Here is a 14458-nt window from a genome sequence, read left to right as displayed (position 1 = left end):
GACTACTCCATGCGGTAGGTGGAACTTGGGGCTGCGTCGGCGGCGCCGCCGGACGGCGATGCATAGGACACCGGCGCGGGCGCGTCGCCGCGCCTCGTGCGGCCATAGACATCCCACCACGGCGCTGAAGGCGGGCTGTGAACAGGAGGGCGCGTGCTCGCCGGTTGGGCGGATGCGGCGGAAGGCGGGCGCTTCGAGGCGCCTGCCGCCGGGCGCAAGCCGGCGATCTCGCGTTCGAGGCTGGCGATGTCCTGCAGGGCGCGCGTGCGCTGCGCCTGTGCTTCGTCCGCGCCCGCCGCATCGGCGGCGGCGAGCCGTTCGGCCTTGCGCTGCGCGAACTGCGCGGCCAGCGCCTCGGTGCGCTGGAGCTCTTCGCGCAGGATGCGCAGTCGTTCGTCGTCGCGCGCGGCTTGCACGGCCGGGGCGATCACCGTCGCTGCTGGACGGGCACCGAGGGGATCGGCCGAAACGGCGAGGGCCGAACCTAGGCACACAGCCATGGGCCACCGCTGCCAGTTCTTCAGCACCCTGTCTGTGGATGGCCGTTCCCGAACGTGCATGACGAACGCTCCAGTCGATCCGATGTGATCCATGGCGAGCCCTGGCCACGGTAGCGATGTCTGAACGAAGACGCGCGTGGGACCGAAGGAACGACGGGTCGCGGCCGACGCCTCAAGGGAAACGCGCGAGGGCTGTCTTCGACGCTTGGATGCGCGGCATTGTTAGGACGGCCGTTCGACCATGCCACTGTCAAAGATGACAGTGGTTCAACACACGGGGCACACGTATATCGCCGCATGAGCCTCTTCTTGGCTCGCTCGAACGGAGGTCTTGGATGGGGGTACTCGTCTTCAGCAACCAGAAGGGCGGTGTCGGCAAATCGACCTTGAGCGTGCTGTTCGCGCATTGGCTCGCGGACAGGCACGGCGCGCGGATGTGCGTGGTCGATCTCGACGCCCAGTGCAACTGCTCGAAGTCGCTCGCGCGGTTCGCCTGCAGCATCGAGGCGCGCGCGCTGTTCTCCGAACAGCCGCTGCAATGGCCACCCGCAGCCGGCGCTGGCATCACGCTGCTGGGCGGCAGCAAGTCGCTGGTCGACTTGGAGCTGGCGCGACCCGAGGTCGTGATCCCGGTGTTCCGTCGGCAGATCGCCCAGCTCGACCAGGCATTCGACTGGGTGGTGATCGATACCCCGCCGGCCTTGGGCCTGCGCATGAGCGCGGCGCTGATCGCCGCCGACGGCGTGGTGTGTCCGATCGAACTGGAGGAGTACAGCATCGACGGCGTCGCCGACATGTTGAAGACGGTCTTCGGCATCCAGCGGCGCTACAACCCGCGCCTGCGGCTCGCGGGCATCGTGGCCAACCGCTTCAACGCCCATTCCGCGCGCCAGAAGGCGGCGCTGCAGGAGCTGGTCGCGCATTACAGCGAATTCGTCCTGCCGGCGAAGATCTCGATGCGCTCGGCGATCCCCGAGGGCTTGGCCGCCGGCATTCCGGTCTGGCAACTCGCCAAGAGCTCGGCGCGGGAGGCAAGTGCCGAACTGCTGACGATGTTCGACTTGATCAAGCAGCGGATCGATCGGGTGCCCACAATGACCGGCGTAGCACCAGCAGGCCCGCAGGCCGCCCGGAAGGACCTGCCGTGAGCGCGCACGAGAACCTTGACCTCAGCGTGCTGTCCCAGTTCAAGGCCAGTGCGCTCCTCGAAGGGGCCCCGTTGCACATGGAGGAAGGTGCCCCGATGCAGGTGCCGCTGCCGCTGATCGACTTCGATCCGATGCAGCCGCGCAGCACCGTGGACGAGGCCACCCTCGACGAACTGGCTGGCTCGATCCGCACGCATGGTGTGCTCGAGCCGGTGTCGCTGCGCCGATCCACCGAGGCCGAGGGCCGGTACATCGTCAACCGCGGAGAGCGGCGCGTCCGGGCCGCCCGCCGCGCCGGCCTGAACGCCATTCCCGCGTTCCTCGATGAACGCGTCGATCCCTATGCCCAGGCGGCCGAGAACCTGCACCGGGAGGGCATGTCCCCCTTTGACCTGGCGCGCTTCATCGCCGAGCGCGAGAAGGAGGGGCACTCCCGCGCCGAGATCGCGCGCCGGCTCAACAAACCCCGATCGTTCATCTCCGAAGCGGCGGCGCTGATCGATGCGCCTGCGGCAGTCCGGTCAGCCTTCGACGCAGGGCGTCTCGGCGCCGATCTCCGGGTGCTCTACCAGTTGGCGCTGGTTGCGAGAACGCAGCCGGACAGGGCGGCAGCCCTGCTCGAAGGCGAAGGCCCGATCACGCGCAGCGCGGTGGATGCGATCCGTGAGAGCGGCGCCGCCCGACAGCCGCGGCCAAGCACACCAGCCCGTGCGCCGGTGGCGGAACGCTCCACGAACAGCGGCGGCCGCACAGTCCTCGTGGTCGAACATCTCGGCCGGTGTGGGTCGCTCAGGCTCAAGGCCCGTGACAACGACATGGCAGAGGTCCGCTTCGGAGATGGCTCCCGTGTCCTCATCAAGCTGGAGGAACTTCGGCTTGTTTGCTGGGCCACGGAGGAATCGTCCTCCTAGGCGCGTGGTGCCCCGCTCGACCAGCCCGACCCGCGCCCGTGCCGCTGACACGTCGCGAGGATTCATGCGCATCACCGCAACCGACAACCGAACCTCGGCCACTTTGTCGATTCGCCGCGAGTTCGCTCATACCGATGTCCCGCGTCAGGCATCGAGCCATGCAGTGGAGCACGGGCCATCAAGATCCAGCGCCCTGGCGGCTGAAGGGGATCGAATTCCTTCCACAAGGCCTATGAAAGCTCGATTTCTCGCTTCTGGTTGTCAGCGATGCCGAGAAAAAGTACCGTCGAATCTCATGGTCTGCCAGCTGGCTATTTCCGATACATGAATCCCAACCATTTCTCACTCCTCAACGATATTTTTGCCCGATCGAGTATCTCAGCGATCTGGGGGAGGGTGGGCTTTGTGGGAAGCTGTTGCGGCAGCATTGGACTAAAGACCGAGTCATAGCCTAGAAAGCGGGATACGACCGCTTACCGAGGAGGCGTTGAAGACTAATTAATTAACGGCGTTAATAATTTGACGCTTTTGGCAAGAGCAGAGGCGCCCCGTTCAATTCGTCAAACACCATAGCACTTCATTTAAAAATTGCCCCATGCGGCTGAGGCTTTCAATCGGCTCGCGGGGTACGGCGCAGGGATTGTGGTTACGCAGAGCTAGCCTACTGGGATCCTTTGCTCTCATTCGCCGGGTGGGCAACTACCGGACTACCGCAGCAGTGTTAGTGCCGATGCAATCTTGACCAGCTAAACCGCAAAGTGCCAATCCAATATTGACCAGGGTGTTCCACTGACCTGCTGAGAATTTCAGCAGGGATTCAAGGTGATCACCATGGACATGATTGGCAAGGTCAGGCGCATGAGGCTGCGCGACCAACTCTCTCTCAGTGAGATCGCAAAGCGCACAGGCCTGTCGCGCAACACGGTCAAGAAGTGGCTCAAGGCGCCCGGCGATGTTGTGCCGAAGTACGAGCGGGTGAAGCTCGACGGCAAGCTCACGGCGTTCGAGCCGGCCCTGCATCAAGCGCTCACAACCGACAGCCATCGCCCCAAGCAGGGACGGCGCAGTGGTCGCGCCCTGTTTGCCCAGATACAGGCGCAGGGCTACCGCGGCGGCTACAGCGCCGTCACCGACTACATCCGGCGCTGGCGGGTGGAGTCGGCAGCCAGTCCGGCCAAGGCGTTCGTTCCGATGAGCTTCGAGCTGGGCGAGGCCTTCCAGTTCGACTGGAGCGTCGAAGCCATGGTCGTCGGTGGCGTGTTCTACAACGTGCAAGTGGCGCACCTGAAGCTGTGCGCCAGTCGCGCCTTCTGGCTGGTGGCCTACCCCAGCCAGGGGCACGAGATGCTGTTCGACGCGCACACACGCTCGTTCCAGGCACTCGGCGGCGTCACCCGGCGCGGCATCTACGACAACATGCGCACCGCCGTGGACAAGGTGCAGCGCGGCAAGCAGCGCACCGTCAACGCCCGCTTCGCTGCCATGTGCAGCCACTACCTGTTCGACCCCGACTTCTGCAACGTCGCTTCCGGCTGGGAGAAGGGTGTGGTCGAGAAGAACGTGCAGGACAGCCGCCGGCGCATCTGGATCGAAGCCGCAACCCGGCGCTTCGGCTCGTTCATCGAACTCAATGCCTGGCTGAGTGAGCGGTGTCGTTCGGTGTGGAGCGACACCACGCACCCGATCCACCGGCAGTTCACTGTGGCCGAGATGTGGGAGTTGGAGAAGCCTCACCTCATGTCCATGCCTGCTCCCTTCGACGGCTACGTCGAGCGGCTGGCCCGGGTCAGCAGCACCTGCCTGGTGGCCGCCGCGCGCAACCGTTACTCCGTGCCGTGCGAGTGGGCCGGCCACATCGTCAGCACCCGCGTCTATCCAGAGCGAATCGATGTGGCGGCCGCGGACGCCGTCGTGGCCAGCCATGCCCGGCTGCCGGGCAGCGGCCAGACCAGCTACGACTGGCAGCACTACATCGAGCTGGTGCAGCGCAAACCAGGCGCCTTGCGCAACGGCACGCCGTTCCTGGACCTGCCGGCGCCGTTGCTGCGCTTGCGCCAGTCGCTGCTCAGGCACCCTGGAGGAGACCGGGTCATGGCACAGGTGCTGGCCGTGGTGCCGCAGGCCGGGCTGGAGGCGGTGCTGGTGGCCATCGAGCTGGTGCTCGAAGGCAGAGCGCCCAGCGGCAGCATCAGCGTTGAGCACGTGCGCAACGTGCTGGCCCGCTTGAACAGCCCAGCCACGCCGGACCAGGCGCAGACGTCCCTGCGACTCACCCAGGCGCCCAAGGCCGACACCGCGCGCTACGACCGGCTGCGCCCCACCCACCAGGATCATCTGGACGGACAGGAGGTAGGCCATGCGTGAGACCTCCCTCGATGTGCAGGCCCAACTGAAGGCGCTGCGGCTCAACGGCATGGCCACGGCCTGGGCCGATCTGACGGAACAAGGCGGCGATACGACCCTGGCCGCATCACGCTGGCTGGTGGAGCACCTGCTGCAGGCCGAAGATGCTGACCGGGTGATGCGCTCCATTGCTCACCAGATGAAGTCGGCGCGCTTCCCCATGCACCGCGACCTGGCCGGGTTCGACTTCGCCGTCTCGCAGGTCGACCGCGCGTTGATCCAGAAACTGGCGGACCTGTCGTTCACGCAGGATGCACAGAACGTGGTGTTGGTCGGTGGCCCAGGCACTGGCAAGACCCACCTGGCCACGGCGCTGGGGATTGCCGGCCTCACCCGGCACGCCAAGCGAGTGCGGTTCTACTCCACGGTCGATCTGGTCAATGCCCTGGAGCATGAGAAGAGCCAGGGACGTGCCGGACGCATCGCCATGAGTCTGGTGCGCATGGACTTGGTCGTGCTCGACGAGTTGGGTTACCTGCCGTTCAGCCAGGCCGGTGGCGCCTTGTTGTTCCACCTGCTGTCCAAGCTGTACGAGCACACCAGCGTGATGATCACCACCAACCTGACGTTCGCCGAGTGGTCCAGTGTGTTCGGCGACGCCAAGATGACCACGGCGCTGCTGGATCGCTTGACCCATCACTGCCACATCATCGAGACGGGCAACGAGTCCTACCGCTTCCGCCACAGCACGCACGAAGCCAAGGGGCGCATCAAGACGCGCGAGCAGACCAGGAAGACAACTGCGGCTCAGGTGAGCGAGGTCGCGGAGGAAGGGGCCTCGCCTGACGGCTCGGGAATACCAACAACCGGTTCAAGAAAAGGAGGACCTACCGAGGCATCCAACCTATAGTTATCCACAGCTGGCTCCTACCGGAACCAGCTCCAGCCCCTGGTCAATGTTCGACTGGCACTGCTGATCTCGATTGCACTGGCGCTAACACTCAACGGCTCGAATCCGATCTTCGTAGGAATACATGAACTACCTCTAGGTAGTCCAAGTTTTCGTCCGCACCCCCTACCTGTCGAAATTCCGGAGGCCTCCCCTCGGCCCGTCCCCTTCCGCGCATCCAGGCACGGGAATCACAGCACCCGCAATCCACCGGGCAATCGGATGCAGGTCTGCGTGGAGCGGGGGACGTCGCTGACTGCGGCGAGTTCGGCCATTCCCTCTTCCGTGATGCGAGTCACGATCGCCACATGCCAGACCGCCTGCCGGGCTTGTGTCCGGATGGCTTCGAACTCAGCCTCGATCAAGCCGGTGGCCACGAGCATCGAAACCTGCCGCACTTCCTCGGTATCGGTGACCCGGACAGGCAACTGCACCCGTTGCAACCTCAAAAGAAGAAGGATCGGCATTCAGCTCTCCGATGCCGGTCCGACGTTGACCCATCGGAAGCCGGCACTTTGTATTAATGCGATTTTTTCACATTAATGGTCGCCTGGAAGTCAGACGAAGTCGCGACTGATGCCTCCGGCGCGGCACCCAGTTGCTCAGCCGCTCCCGATGCAGGCGCAATGCTTGGTGGGCGCTCGAAGGATCTGTCGGAAGGGACATCCAGGACGGACGGGGCCCGCCTGATCCGCCTGTGGACCCGGAGTCCCATGGAGCCGATCAAGAGGGTCCCGGCAGTGGGGGCGCGCCCAAGGACCCTGACGTGCGACGACGCAGCCAGGCTCGAACGATCCAGGCGGTCTTCGCGCCAGCTGACCTCTGTCGGACCGCGGTTCCGGACGGGGGCGCAGCCCTGGGTCACCATCCATCGTCGCGAGGGGGGAGGTCAGCCGGATTTGATGTCGCGCAAGGCCTGAGTCGATCGCGCGGCCTAAGGTCTGCGCATCGACTCATCATCTCCCGAAGGAGCTTTCATGCAGACCCCGAAATCGATCCTCTTGCATCTCGACGGCTCGGCCCGCACCGCACCGCGCATCGAGCTGGCCCGCCGCCTCGCCGACGCGTTCGATGCGCAGGTGACAGGCATGCCGTGCACCATGTCGGCACTCATGCGCTATCCCTTCGCGCTGGACGGCGCGGCCGAAGCCATCGCGATCATGCGGGAGAGCGACAAGGCCGCCCGCGAGCGGATGTACGCCAGCTTCGCGGCCCACGCCGGGGGCTCGCTCCGCATGCACTGGACCGAACCGGAAAGCGACGCACCCTGGGGATTTGCGCGCCATGCGCTGTATGCCGATCTGATGATCCTGGGCCAGCGCAATCCGGAAGACCCCATGGCCTTCGAGCTGCCTGGCGACTTCCTGCCAAACGTCTTGGTGGAAAGCGGGCGTCCTGCGCTGGTGCTGCCGTACACCGGGCCGGTGGAGCATGTGGGCCGCACCGTGCTGGTGGCGTGGAAAGAAACGCCCGAAGCCGCGCGCGCCGTGTCGGCCGCACTGCCCTGGCTGCGCACGGCCTCGCACGTGCACGCCGCCAGCTATGGCGAAAATGCCGAGGCTTCCCTGAAACAGCTGCAACCGTATCTCGCCGCGCAGGGCATTGCCGAAGTCTCGCTGCACGCGGAAAGCAGCGAAGAAGGCGACGCCGGCAACAAGCTGCTGTCGATGGCTGCCGACCTGGGGGCGGACCTTCTTGTGATGGGATGCTACGGCCACAGCCGCGCACGCGAATGGATCCTGGGCGGCGCCACTCGAACCATTCTCGAGACGATGACCTTGCCTGTGCTGCTGTCGCATTGAAGGCGGGCCACCATGCGCATCGATTTTCTCGGCGGCACCGGCACCGTGACCGGTTCCAAGTACCTGTTGACTCACGAGGGCAAGCGCCTGCTGGTCGACTGCGGGCTGTTCCAGGGGCTGAAGCAGCTGCGTCTGCGCAACCGGGACGCGCTGCCCTTCGATGCCTCTGCCATCGATGCCGTGCTGCTCACCCATGCCCACATGGACCACAGCGGCTTCGTGCCGCGCCTGGTGAAGCTCGGCTTCAACGGCAAGGTGTATTGCACGGCGGCCACGCGCGAGTTGTGCGAACTGCTGCTTCCCGATTCGGGCCGCCTGCAGGAGGAAGAAACCGACTTCGCCAACCGCCACGGATTTTCGAAGCACAAGCCGGCGCTGCCGCTCTACACCGAGCAGGACGCACGCGCCGCGCTGAAGCGGTTCGAATGCATTTCGTTCGATGACGAATGCTCACCTTGGCCCGGCTGGTCATGGCGGCTGCGCCGCGCCGGTCACATCCTCGGCGCGGCCAGCCTGCGCGTTGCGTGGAACGAAGGCAGCATCCTCTTCTCCGGTGACCTGGGCCGCAGCGACGACCTGGTGATGAGGCCACCGCAAGAGGCTGCCCCTGCGGACTACGTGGTGGTGGAGTCCACCTATGGCAATCGCCTGCACCTGGAGGCGGACACGCTCGCAGAGCTGGCCGGCGTGATCAACCGCACGGCCGCGCGCGGCGGGGTGCTGGTGGTGCCGGCCTTTGCCGTGGGGCGGGCGCAAACGCTGCTGCATTGCATCCAGATGCTCAAGCGCGACGGGCGCATTCCGGACATGCCGGTGTACCTCAACAGCCCGATGGCCGCGGACGCCACGCGCCTGTACAAGGCGCACCTGGACGAGCACCGCATGAGCGCCGAGCAGTGCGCGGACATGAGCGGCCGCACGATCATCGTCAACACCATCGAAGAGTCCAAGCGCCTGAACAGGCTGAGCTACCCGTCGATCATCGTGTCGGCCAGCGGCATGGCGACGGGTGGCCGCGTGCTGCATCACCTGAAGGCCTATGCGTCCGATGCGAGGAACACGATCCTGTTCGCGGGCTTCCAGGCCGCGGGCACACGCGGGGCCACGCTGCTGGCCGGCGCGGATTCGGTGAAGATCCATGGCACCTACGTGCCGGTGCGCGCCGAAGTGGCAAACCTCGAAACCCTGTCCGCCCACGCCGACCGCGAGCAGCTGCTTGCCTGGCTGGCGCCGCAGAAGTCGCCGCGCCGGGTGTTCGTGACGCATGGCGAGCCGGTCGCAGCCGATGCGCTGCGACTGGCGATCGAGGAGCGCTACGGCTGGCCTTGCACCGTGCCCGATTACCGCGAGTCGCGGGAACTGTGAGACCTGGCGGCCGCAGCCGCGGCGGACGACCTTTCGCTGCGGCTAGGGCCGTGCTGCCAGCACCCGGGCCAGGGCACGCGCCAGTTCGGCGCGCGAGTAGGGCTTGCGAAGCAGCTCCCAGCTTTGCGGTACATCCCGGTCCGCGTCGAGCAGCTCCGAGGAAAAGCCCGACATGAGGAGAATGGCAAGCCCGGGAAAACGTTGCTGCGCCTCGGTGGCGAGCCGGGTTCCGCGCATGCCCGGGCCGAGCGCAATGTCGCTCAGCAGCACGTCGAACCCGTCCGCATCCGATTCCATCTTCAAAAGGGCTTGCTCGGCCGTGCCCGCTGTCACCACGCTGCAGCCGAGCGTGGTGAGGAATGTGTGAACGACCTTGCGCACCTCGGGCTCGTCCTCGACGAGCATGACCCGCAGCCCCGCAGGAATGGCGTGTTCGCCATCTTCTTCGTCCGCGACCGGAGGGGCCGCGTCGTACAGTTGCGGAAGGTACAGTGTCACGGTCGTTCCTGCACCCGGACGCGTCGCGATGGCAATAGCGCCCTTGGACTGTTTCACGAAGCCGTAGACCGTGCTCAGGCCCAACCCGGTGCCCCGGCCGGCCTCCTTGGTGGTGAAGAAGGGCTCGAAGGCGCGCTCCTTCACTTCCTCCGTCATTCCCATGCCGCTGTCGGTGATGGAAATGGCGACGAAGCCGCCTTGGGCATCGCTGTCGCTCAGTTCATTGCGCACTTCCGGCGGCAGCCCGCCGCAGGCTTCGGTGCGGAAGTGCAGCGTACCGCCCTCGGGCATGGCATCGCGTGCGTTGATGGCGATGTTGAGCAACGCCGATTCGAGCTGGCCCGGGTCCGCAAGGACCGGCGGGCTGCCCCGCGTGGTGTCAACCGCAATGCCGATGCGCTGGTCCAGCGTGCGCCGCAGCATGTCGGCGAGGGATTGCAGCATGGCATGCGGGTCTACCGCATTGGGCTGCAGCATCTGCCGGCGCGAAAACGCCAGCAGTTTGCCCGTGAGCTCGGCGCCGCGCCGCGAGGCCCGCGCCGCGGCCCCCACCAGCTGCTGCGCATAGCCGTCCTGCGCAATGGCGGGCAGTTCTTCGAGCACCTGCAGGTTGCCCTGGATCACCGTGAGCAGGTTGTTGAAGTCGTGCGCAATGCCGCCCGTGAGCTGGCCGACGCTTTCGAGCCGCTGGGCATGATTGAGCGCCTCTTCGGTTTGCACCCGCTGCAGGCTGGTGGCCAGCAGGTTCGAGAGTGACTCGAGGAACCTGAGCTCCTCGTCGCCGAAGCGCTTGGCCTCGCGCGAGCGCACGGCCAACACGCCGATGAACCGGCCTCGGTCGTAGAAAGGCACGGCCAGCGCACTGACCAGGCCAGCATCGAGATAGGCCTGCGGCACGGCAAAGCGGCGCTCTTCGCTGTAGTCGGAAACGACCACAGGCTGCCCCTCGGCGAACACGAAGCCCGGCGGCGTGTTCGCATGGCTCGGGATGCGCGCGCCGATTTCTTCGCCGGGCACCAGGCCCACGCCGCTCGCCACGCGGAATTCGAGGCGGCTGCTTTCCAGCAGCAGCACCATGGCCACCTCAACCTCCAGCGCTTCTGCGGCCATCGTGGGCACATGGTCGAGCACCACTTGCAGGTCGCGGGTGTCGACCGCGAGGCGGCCGAGCTGGGCGAGGTATTCGCTGTAGCGCGCCCGCTGCAGCGCCTGCTTCACGCGCGGGTAGGCGCCGATGTCGCGAATGGCGGCCACGACGAACGGCAGGCCGTGGCTTTGCAGTGGACTGAGCGCGATCTCCACCATCACCTCGCTGCCGTCCTTGCGCTTGGCCACGAGCTCCATCTGCGTGCCCATGGGCCGTGCGCGCGGCGCCCGCCCATAGGCTTCGCGGTAGGCGGCATGGCGCGGACGGATGCTGTCGGGCACGAGGGCATCGACACCGAGACCCACCAGTTCGTCGATCGCATAGCCAAGCAGGCCCGCGGCCGCAGGGTTGGCCAGCACGATGCTGCCGGCCTGGTCGACCAGCAGCAGCGAGTCCGGGTAGGAAATGAAGAGCGACCGGAAGACGCTGCTCTCTTCGGTGCCCGAAGGCAGTCCGGGCAACGCGCTCAGGGGCAGGGAAGGAGGCGGGTTCATGAAGTCAGCCTTGGGTGATCGGCGGAACGAGGATATAGCCCGCGCCGCGCACCGATTTGATGATCTGCGGATCGTCGGGATCGGTCTCGATTTTCTTGCGCAGCCGCCCGACCTGCACATCGATCGTGCGGTCGAAGGGCGCGGCTTCGCGTCCGCGGGTCTGCTCAAGGAGGAAGTCGCGCGACAGCACGCGCCCCGGGTGGCGCGCGAATGCGCACAGCAGATCGAATTCACCGCCAGTGAGCGAAACGTTCTGGCCTAGTGGATCGGTCAGGCTGCGCGCGGCGAGATCGAGTTGCCATCCGGCGAAGCGCAGCCGCTCGGAAGGGCTCGCTGCGGCCGATGACGGTGCGGCCGCCGGTGCAGCGGAAGCCCCGTCGGGCGCCAGGCGCCGGAGCACGGCCTTGACACGCGCCACGAGTTCGCGCAAATCGAACGGCTTGGTCACGTAGTCGTCCGCGCCCACCTCGAGGCCGACGACCTTGTCGACCGGATCTCCGCGGCCGGTGACGATGACGAGGCCGCAGCGCCAGTTTTCGCGCATGCGCCGGGCGATGGAGAAACCGTCCTCGCCAGGCAGGCCCAGGTCGAGCAGGACCAGGTCGGCCGGGTCGCTGTCCATCAGCTTCAGGAGCGAGGCGCCGTCGTGCAGCTGGGTCACGCGAAAGCCGTGGCTCTGAAGGTAGTTGGCCAGCAGCAGCCTGATGTCGAGTTCGTCGTCGAGGACCGCAATGTGAAAAGCGGATGTCATTCGCAAAGCATGTGTGGGGCGCGAACACCACGGCGTCGTTGAAGCCACATAAGCGTAGCATGCACGCGACGCCGATGCAGGGCTTTTGAGCGTACCGCCGGCTCAGCGTGCCCAGCGCCAGTTCTCGATCTCGGGCATGTCCTTGCCGTGCCGCGTGACATAAGCGCGGTGCTCCAGCAGCTTGTCGCGCAGATGTTGCTGCACATGGCCCGCGCTGTTGCGAAACCGCTCCACCCGGCCAATGGCGTCAGCCGCCAGGTGAAAGCGGTCCAGCCGGTTGAGCACGGTCATGTCGAACGGCGTGGTGGTAGTGCCTTCTTCCAGGTACCCGTGTACATGGAAGTTGCCGTGGTTCGTGCGCTTGTAGGTCAGCCGGTGGATCAGCGACGGGTAGCCGTGGAATGCGAAGACCACCGGGCAGCGGGTGGTGAAGATCGAGTCGAAGTCCGCATCGGGCAGCCCGTGCGGGTGCGCATCGGGTGACTGCAGCGCCATCAGGTCGACCACGTTCACCACGCGCACCTTCAGGTCCGGCAGCATCTTGCGCAGCAGGTCGACCGCGGCCATCGTTTCGAGTGTGGGCACGTCGCCGGCGCAGGCCATGACCACGTCGGGCGCGGCGCCTTCGTCGTTGCTGGCCCAGGTCCAGACACCCAGGCCCACCGTGCAGTGGCGCACCGCGGCATCGATGTCCAGCCACTGCGGGCCGGGCTGCTTGCCGGCCACGATCACGTTCACGTAGTTGCGGCTTCGCAGGCAATGGTCGACCACCGAGAGCAGGGTGTTGGCGTCGGGCGGCAGGTACACGCGCACCACCTCGGCCTTCTTGTTGACCACATGGTCGAGAAAGCCCGGGTCCTGGTGGCTGAAGCCGTTGTGGTCCTGCCGCCAGACGTGGCTGGTGAGCAGGTAGTTGAGCGAGGCGATCGGCCGCCGCCAGCCGATGTCGTGCGTCACCTTGAGCCACTTGGCATGCTGGTTGAACATCGAGTCGACGATGTGGATGAACGCCTCGTAGCACGAGAAGAAGCCGTGGCGCCCGGTGAGCAGGTAGCCTTCGAGCCAGCCTTGGCAGAGGTGCTCGCTGAGCACTTCCATCACGCGTCCATCGGGCGACACATGTTCGTCGCCGGGCAGGATCTCGGCGGTCGAGGTCCGCCCGGTCACGTCGAACAGGTCGCCAAGCCGGTTCGAGGCAGTTTCGTCCGGCCCCATCACGCGGAAGTTGCGTGACGCTGCGTTCAGGCGCATCACCTCGCGCAGGAAGCGGCCCGCAGTGCGCGTGGCCTCCGCATCCGCCGCGCCGGGGGCGTCGACCGCGACGGCGTGCTCGCGGAAGGGCGGCATCGCCAGGTCGGTGAGCAGCAGGCCGCCGTTGGCGTGCGGGCTGGCGCTCATGCGCTTGGCCCCCTTGGGTGCCAGGGCGGCAATGTCGGCTCGCAACGCGCCGGCGGCGTCGAACAGATCCTCGGGCCGGTAGCTGCGCATCCAGTCTTCGAGCAGGGCCACGTGGCCCGGCTTGCCGGAAAAGCCCGTCAGCGGCACCTGATGCGAACGGAACGTGCCCTCGACCGGCACGCCGTCCACCTGACGCGGCCCGGTCCAGCCCTTGGGCGAGCGCAGCACGATCATCGGCCAGCGCGGCCGTTCGCTGAATCCGTCTTTTCGCGCGCGGGCCTGGATGGCATGGATTTCATCGAGAGCCTTGTCGAGCGCCGCCGCCATCAGGCGGTGCATCTGCGCGGGGTCGTCGCCGGCCACGAAGTACGGCTCGTGCCCGTAGCCTCTCATCAGTTGCCCCAGTTCTTCGTCGCCGATGCGCGCGAGCACGGTGGGGCCGGCGATCTTGTAGCCGTTGAGATGCAGGATGGGCAGCACCGCGCCATCGGTTGCGGGGTTCAGGAACTTGTTGGAATGCCAGCTCGCCGCCAGCGCGCCGGTTTCCGCCTCGCCGTCGCCCACCACGCAGCAGGCGAGCAGGCCGGGGTTGTCGAACACGGCGCCATAGGCGTGCAGCAGCGAATAGCCGAGCTCTCCGCCTTCGTGGATGGAGCCTGGCGTTTCGGGCGCCACGTGGCTCGGAATGCCGCCCGGAAACGAGAACTGCGTGAAGAGCTGCTTCAGCCCTTCGGCGTCCGGCCCGACATGGGGGTACACCTCGCTGTAGGTGCCTTCGAGGTAGGTGTTGGCGACCACGCCCGGGCCGCCGTGTCCCGGCCCGGCAATGAAAATGGCATCGAGCTCGCGCGCGTTGATGACCCGGTTCATGTGCGCGTACACGAAGTTGAGGCCCGGCGTGGTGCCCCAATGGCCCAGGAGGCGCGGCTTGATGTGGGCCAGCTCGAGCTTCTCGCGGAGCAAGGGGTTGTCCATCAGGTAGATCTGGCCCACGGACAGGTAGTTGGCCGCGCGCCACCAGGCGTCGAGAAGCGAAAAGTCCTGCTCAGCCGCAGGCGGGGAGGTAAGAGGCATGGGCTGCTTTCTTCGGGTCAGCTCAGGAATGTCGGAACTCCATCATGCGAGAGCCGGCGCTCATCAATACCGAAACAA

At 66.2% G+C, this 14458-nt stretch carries 11 protein-coding genes; 6 read left to right on the top strand and 5 right to left on the bottom strand.

What is annotated here, in order from left to right:
* Window positions 1-2: 2 nt before the first annotated feature.
* Window positions 3-431: a hypothetical protein gene (locus RZE79_RS33155; protein ID WP_319361607.1), complete on the bottom strand. Its 429-nt coding sequence runs from the start codon at window positions 429-431 to the stop codon at window positions 3-5.
* 404 nt (window positions 432-835) lie between these two features.
* Between RZE79_RS33155 and RZE79_RS33150 the strand changes: the two genes are divergently transcribed.
* The 4 genes from RZE79_RS33150 (at window position 836) to istB (ending at window position 5812) form a co-directional block, all read left to right on the top strand.
* On the top strand, window positions 836-1648 hold the full coding sequence (locus RZE79_RS33150) for a ParA family protein (protein ID WP_319361605.1): 813 nt from the start codon (window positions 836-838) through the stop codon (window positions 1646-1648).
* Window positions 1645-2559, top strand: a complete 915-nt coding sequence (locus RZE79_RS33145) for a ParB/RepB/Spo0J family partition protein (RefSeq protein WP_319361603.1) — start codon at window positions 1645-1647, stop codon at window positions 2557-2559. Before RZE79_RS33150 ends, RZE79_RS33145 begins: the two co-directional genes overlap by 4 nt.
* Before the next feature lie 831 nt (window positions 2560-3390).
* The gene (istA, locus tag RZE79_RS33140) at window positions 3391-4923 is read left to right on the top strand and encodes an IS21 family transposase (protein ID WP_319361601.1); all 1533 of its coding nucleotides are present in this window, start codon (window positions 3391-3393) and stop codon (window positions 4921-4923) included.
* Complete coding sequence (gene istB / locus RZE79_RS33135) at window positions 4916-5812, top strand: IS21-like element helper ATPase IstB (RefSeq protein ID WP_319361599.1); 897 nt, start codon at window positions 4916-4918, stop codon at window positions 5810-5812. Before istA ends, istB begins: the two co-directional genes overlap by 8 nt.
* 230 nt (window positions 5813-6042) lie before the next feature.
* Here istB and RZE79_RS33130 read toward each other — a convergent pair whose 3' ends face one another.
* Window positions 6043-6318: a hypothetical protein gene (locus RZE79_RS33130; RefSeq protein WP_319361597.1), complete on the bottom strand. Its 276-nt coding sequence runs from the start codon at window positions 6316-6318 to the stop codon at window positions 6043-6045.
* 534 nt (window positions 6319-6852) lie between these two features.
* On the opposite strand from RZE79_RS33130, the gene RZE79_RS33125 reads away from it, so the two are divergent.
* Both RZE79_RS33125 and RZE79_RS33120 read left to right on the top strand, forming a co-directional pair.
* Entirely contained in the window at window positions 6853-7653 is an 801-nt protein-coding gene (locus RZE79_RS33125) for a universal stress protein (protein ID WP_319361595.1), read from the top strand.
* A 12-nt stretch (window positions 7654-7665) separates the two neighbouring features.
* Window positions 7666-9018 carry an MBL fold metallo-hydrolase gene (locus RZE79_RS33120; protein ID WP_319361593.1) on the top strand — a complete coding sequence of 451 codons (1353 nt, stop codon included), beginning with the start codon at window positions 7666-7668 and terminating at the stop codon, window positions 9016-9018.
* Between the two features lie 42 nt (window positions 9019-9060).
* On the opposite strand, the gene RZE79_RS33115 is transcribed toward RZE79_RS33120, so the two are convergent.
* The 3 genes from RZE79_RS33115 to RZE79_RS33105 form a co-directional block, all read right to left on the bottom strand.
* Window positions 9061-11157 (bottom strand): PAS domain S-box protein, encoded by a 2097-nt coding sequence (locus RZE79_RS33115; protein ID WP_319361591.1) that lies wholly within the window; start codon window positions 11155-11157, stop codon window positions 9061-9063.
* Between the two features lie 4 nt (window positions 11158-11161).
* Window positions 11162-11908 (bottom strand): response regulator transcription factor, encoded by a 747-nt coding sequence (locus RZE79_RS33110; RefSeq protein ID WP_319362386.1) that lies wholly within the window; start codon window positions 11906-11908, stop codon window positions 11162-11164.
* Between the two features lie 102 nt (window positions 11909-12010).
* Window positions 12011-14380 carry a phosphoketolase family protein gene (locus RZE79_RS33105; RefSeq protein WP_319361589.1) on the bottom strand — a complete coding sequence of 790 codons (2370 nt, stop codon included), beginning with the start codon at window positions 14378-14380 and terminating at the stop codon, window positions 12011-12013.
* Between the last annotated feature and the right edge of the window lie 78 nt (window positions 14381-14458).

Source organism: Variovorax sp. EBFNA2 (assembly GCF_033802765.1).
Classification (GTDB): Bacteria; Pseudomonadota; Gammaproteobacteria; order Burkholderiales; family Burkholderiaceae_C; genus Variovorax; species Variovorax paradoxus_H.
The sequence above is the reverse complement of the archived record's forward strand: the minus strand, read 5'-3'. Positions and strand labels throughout refer to the sequence as shown.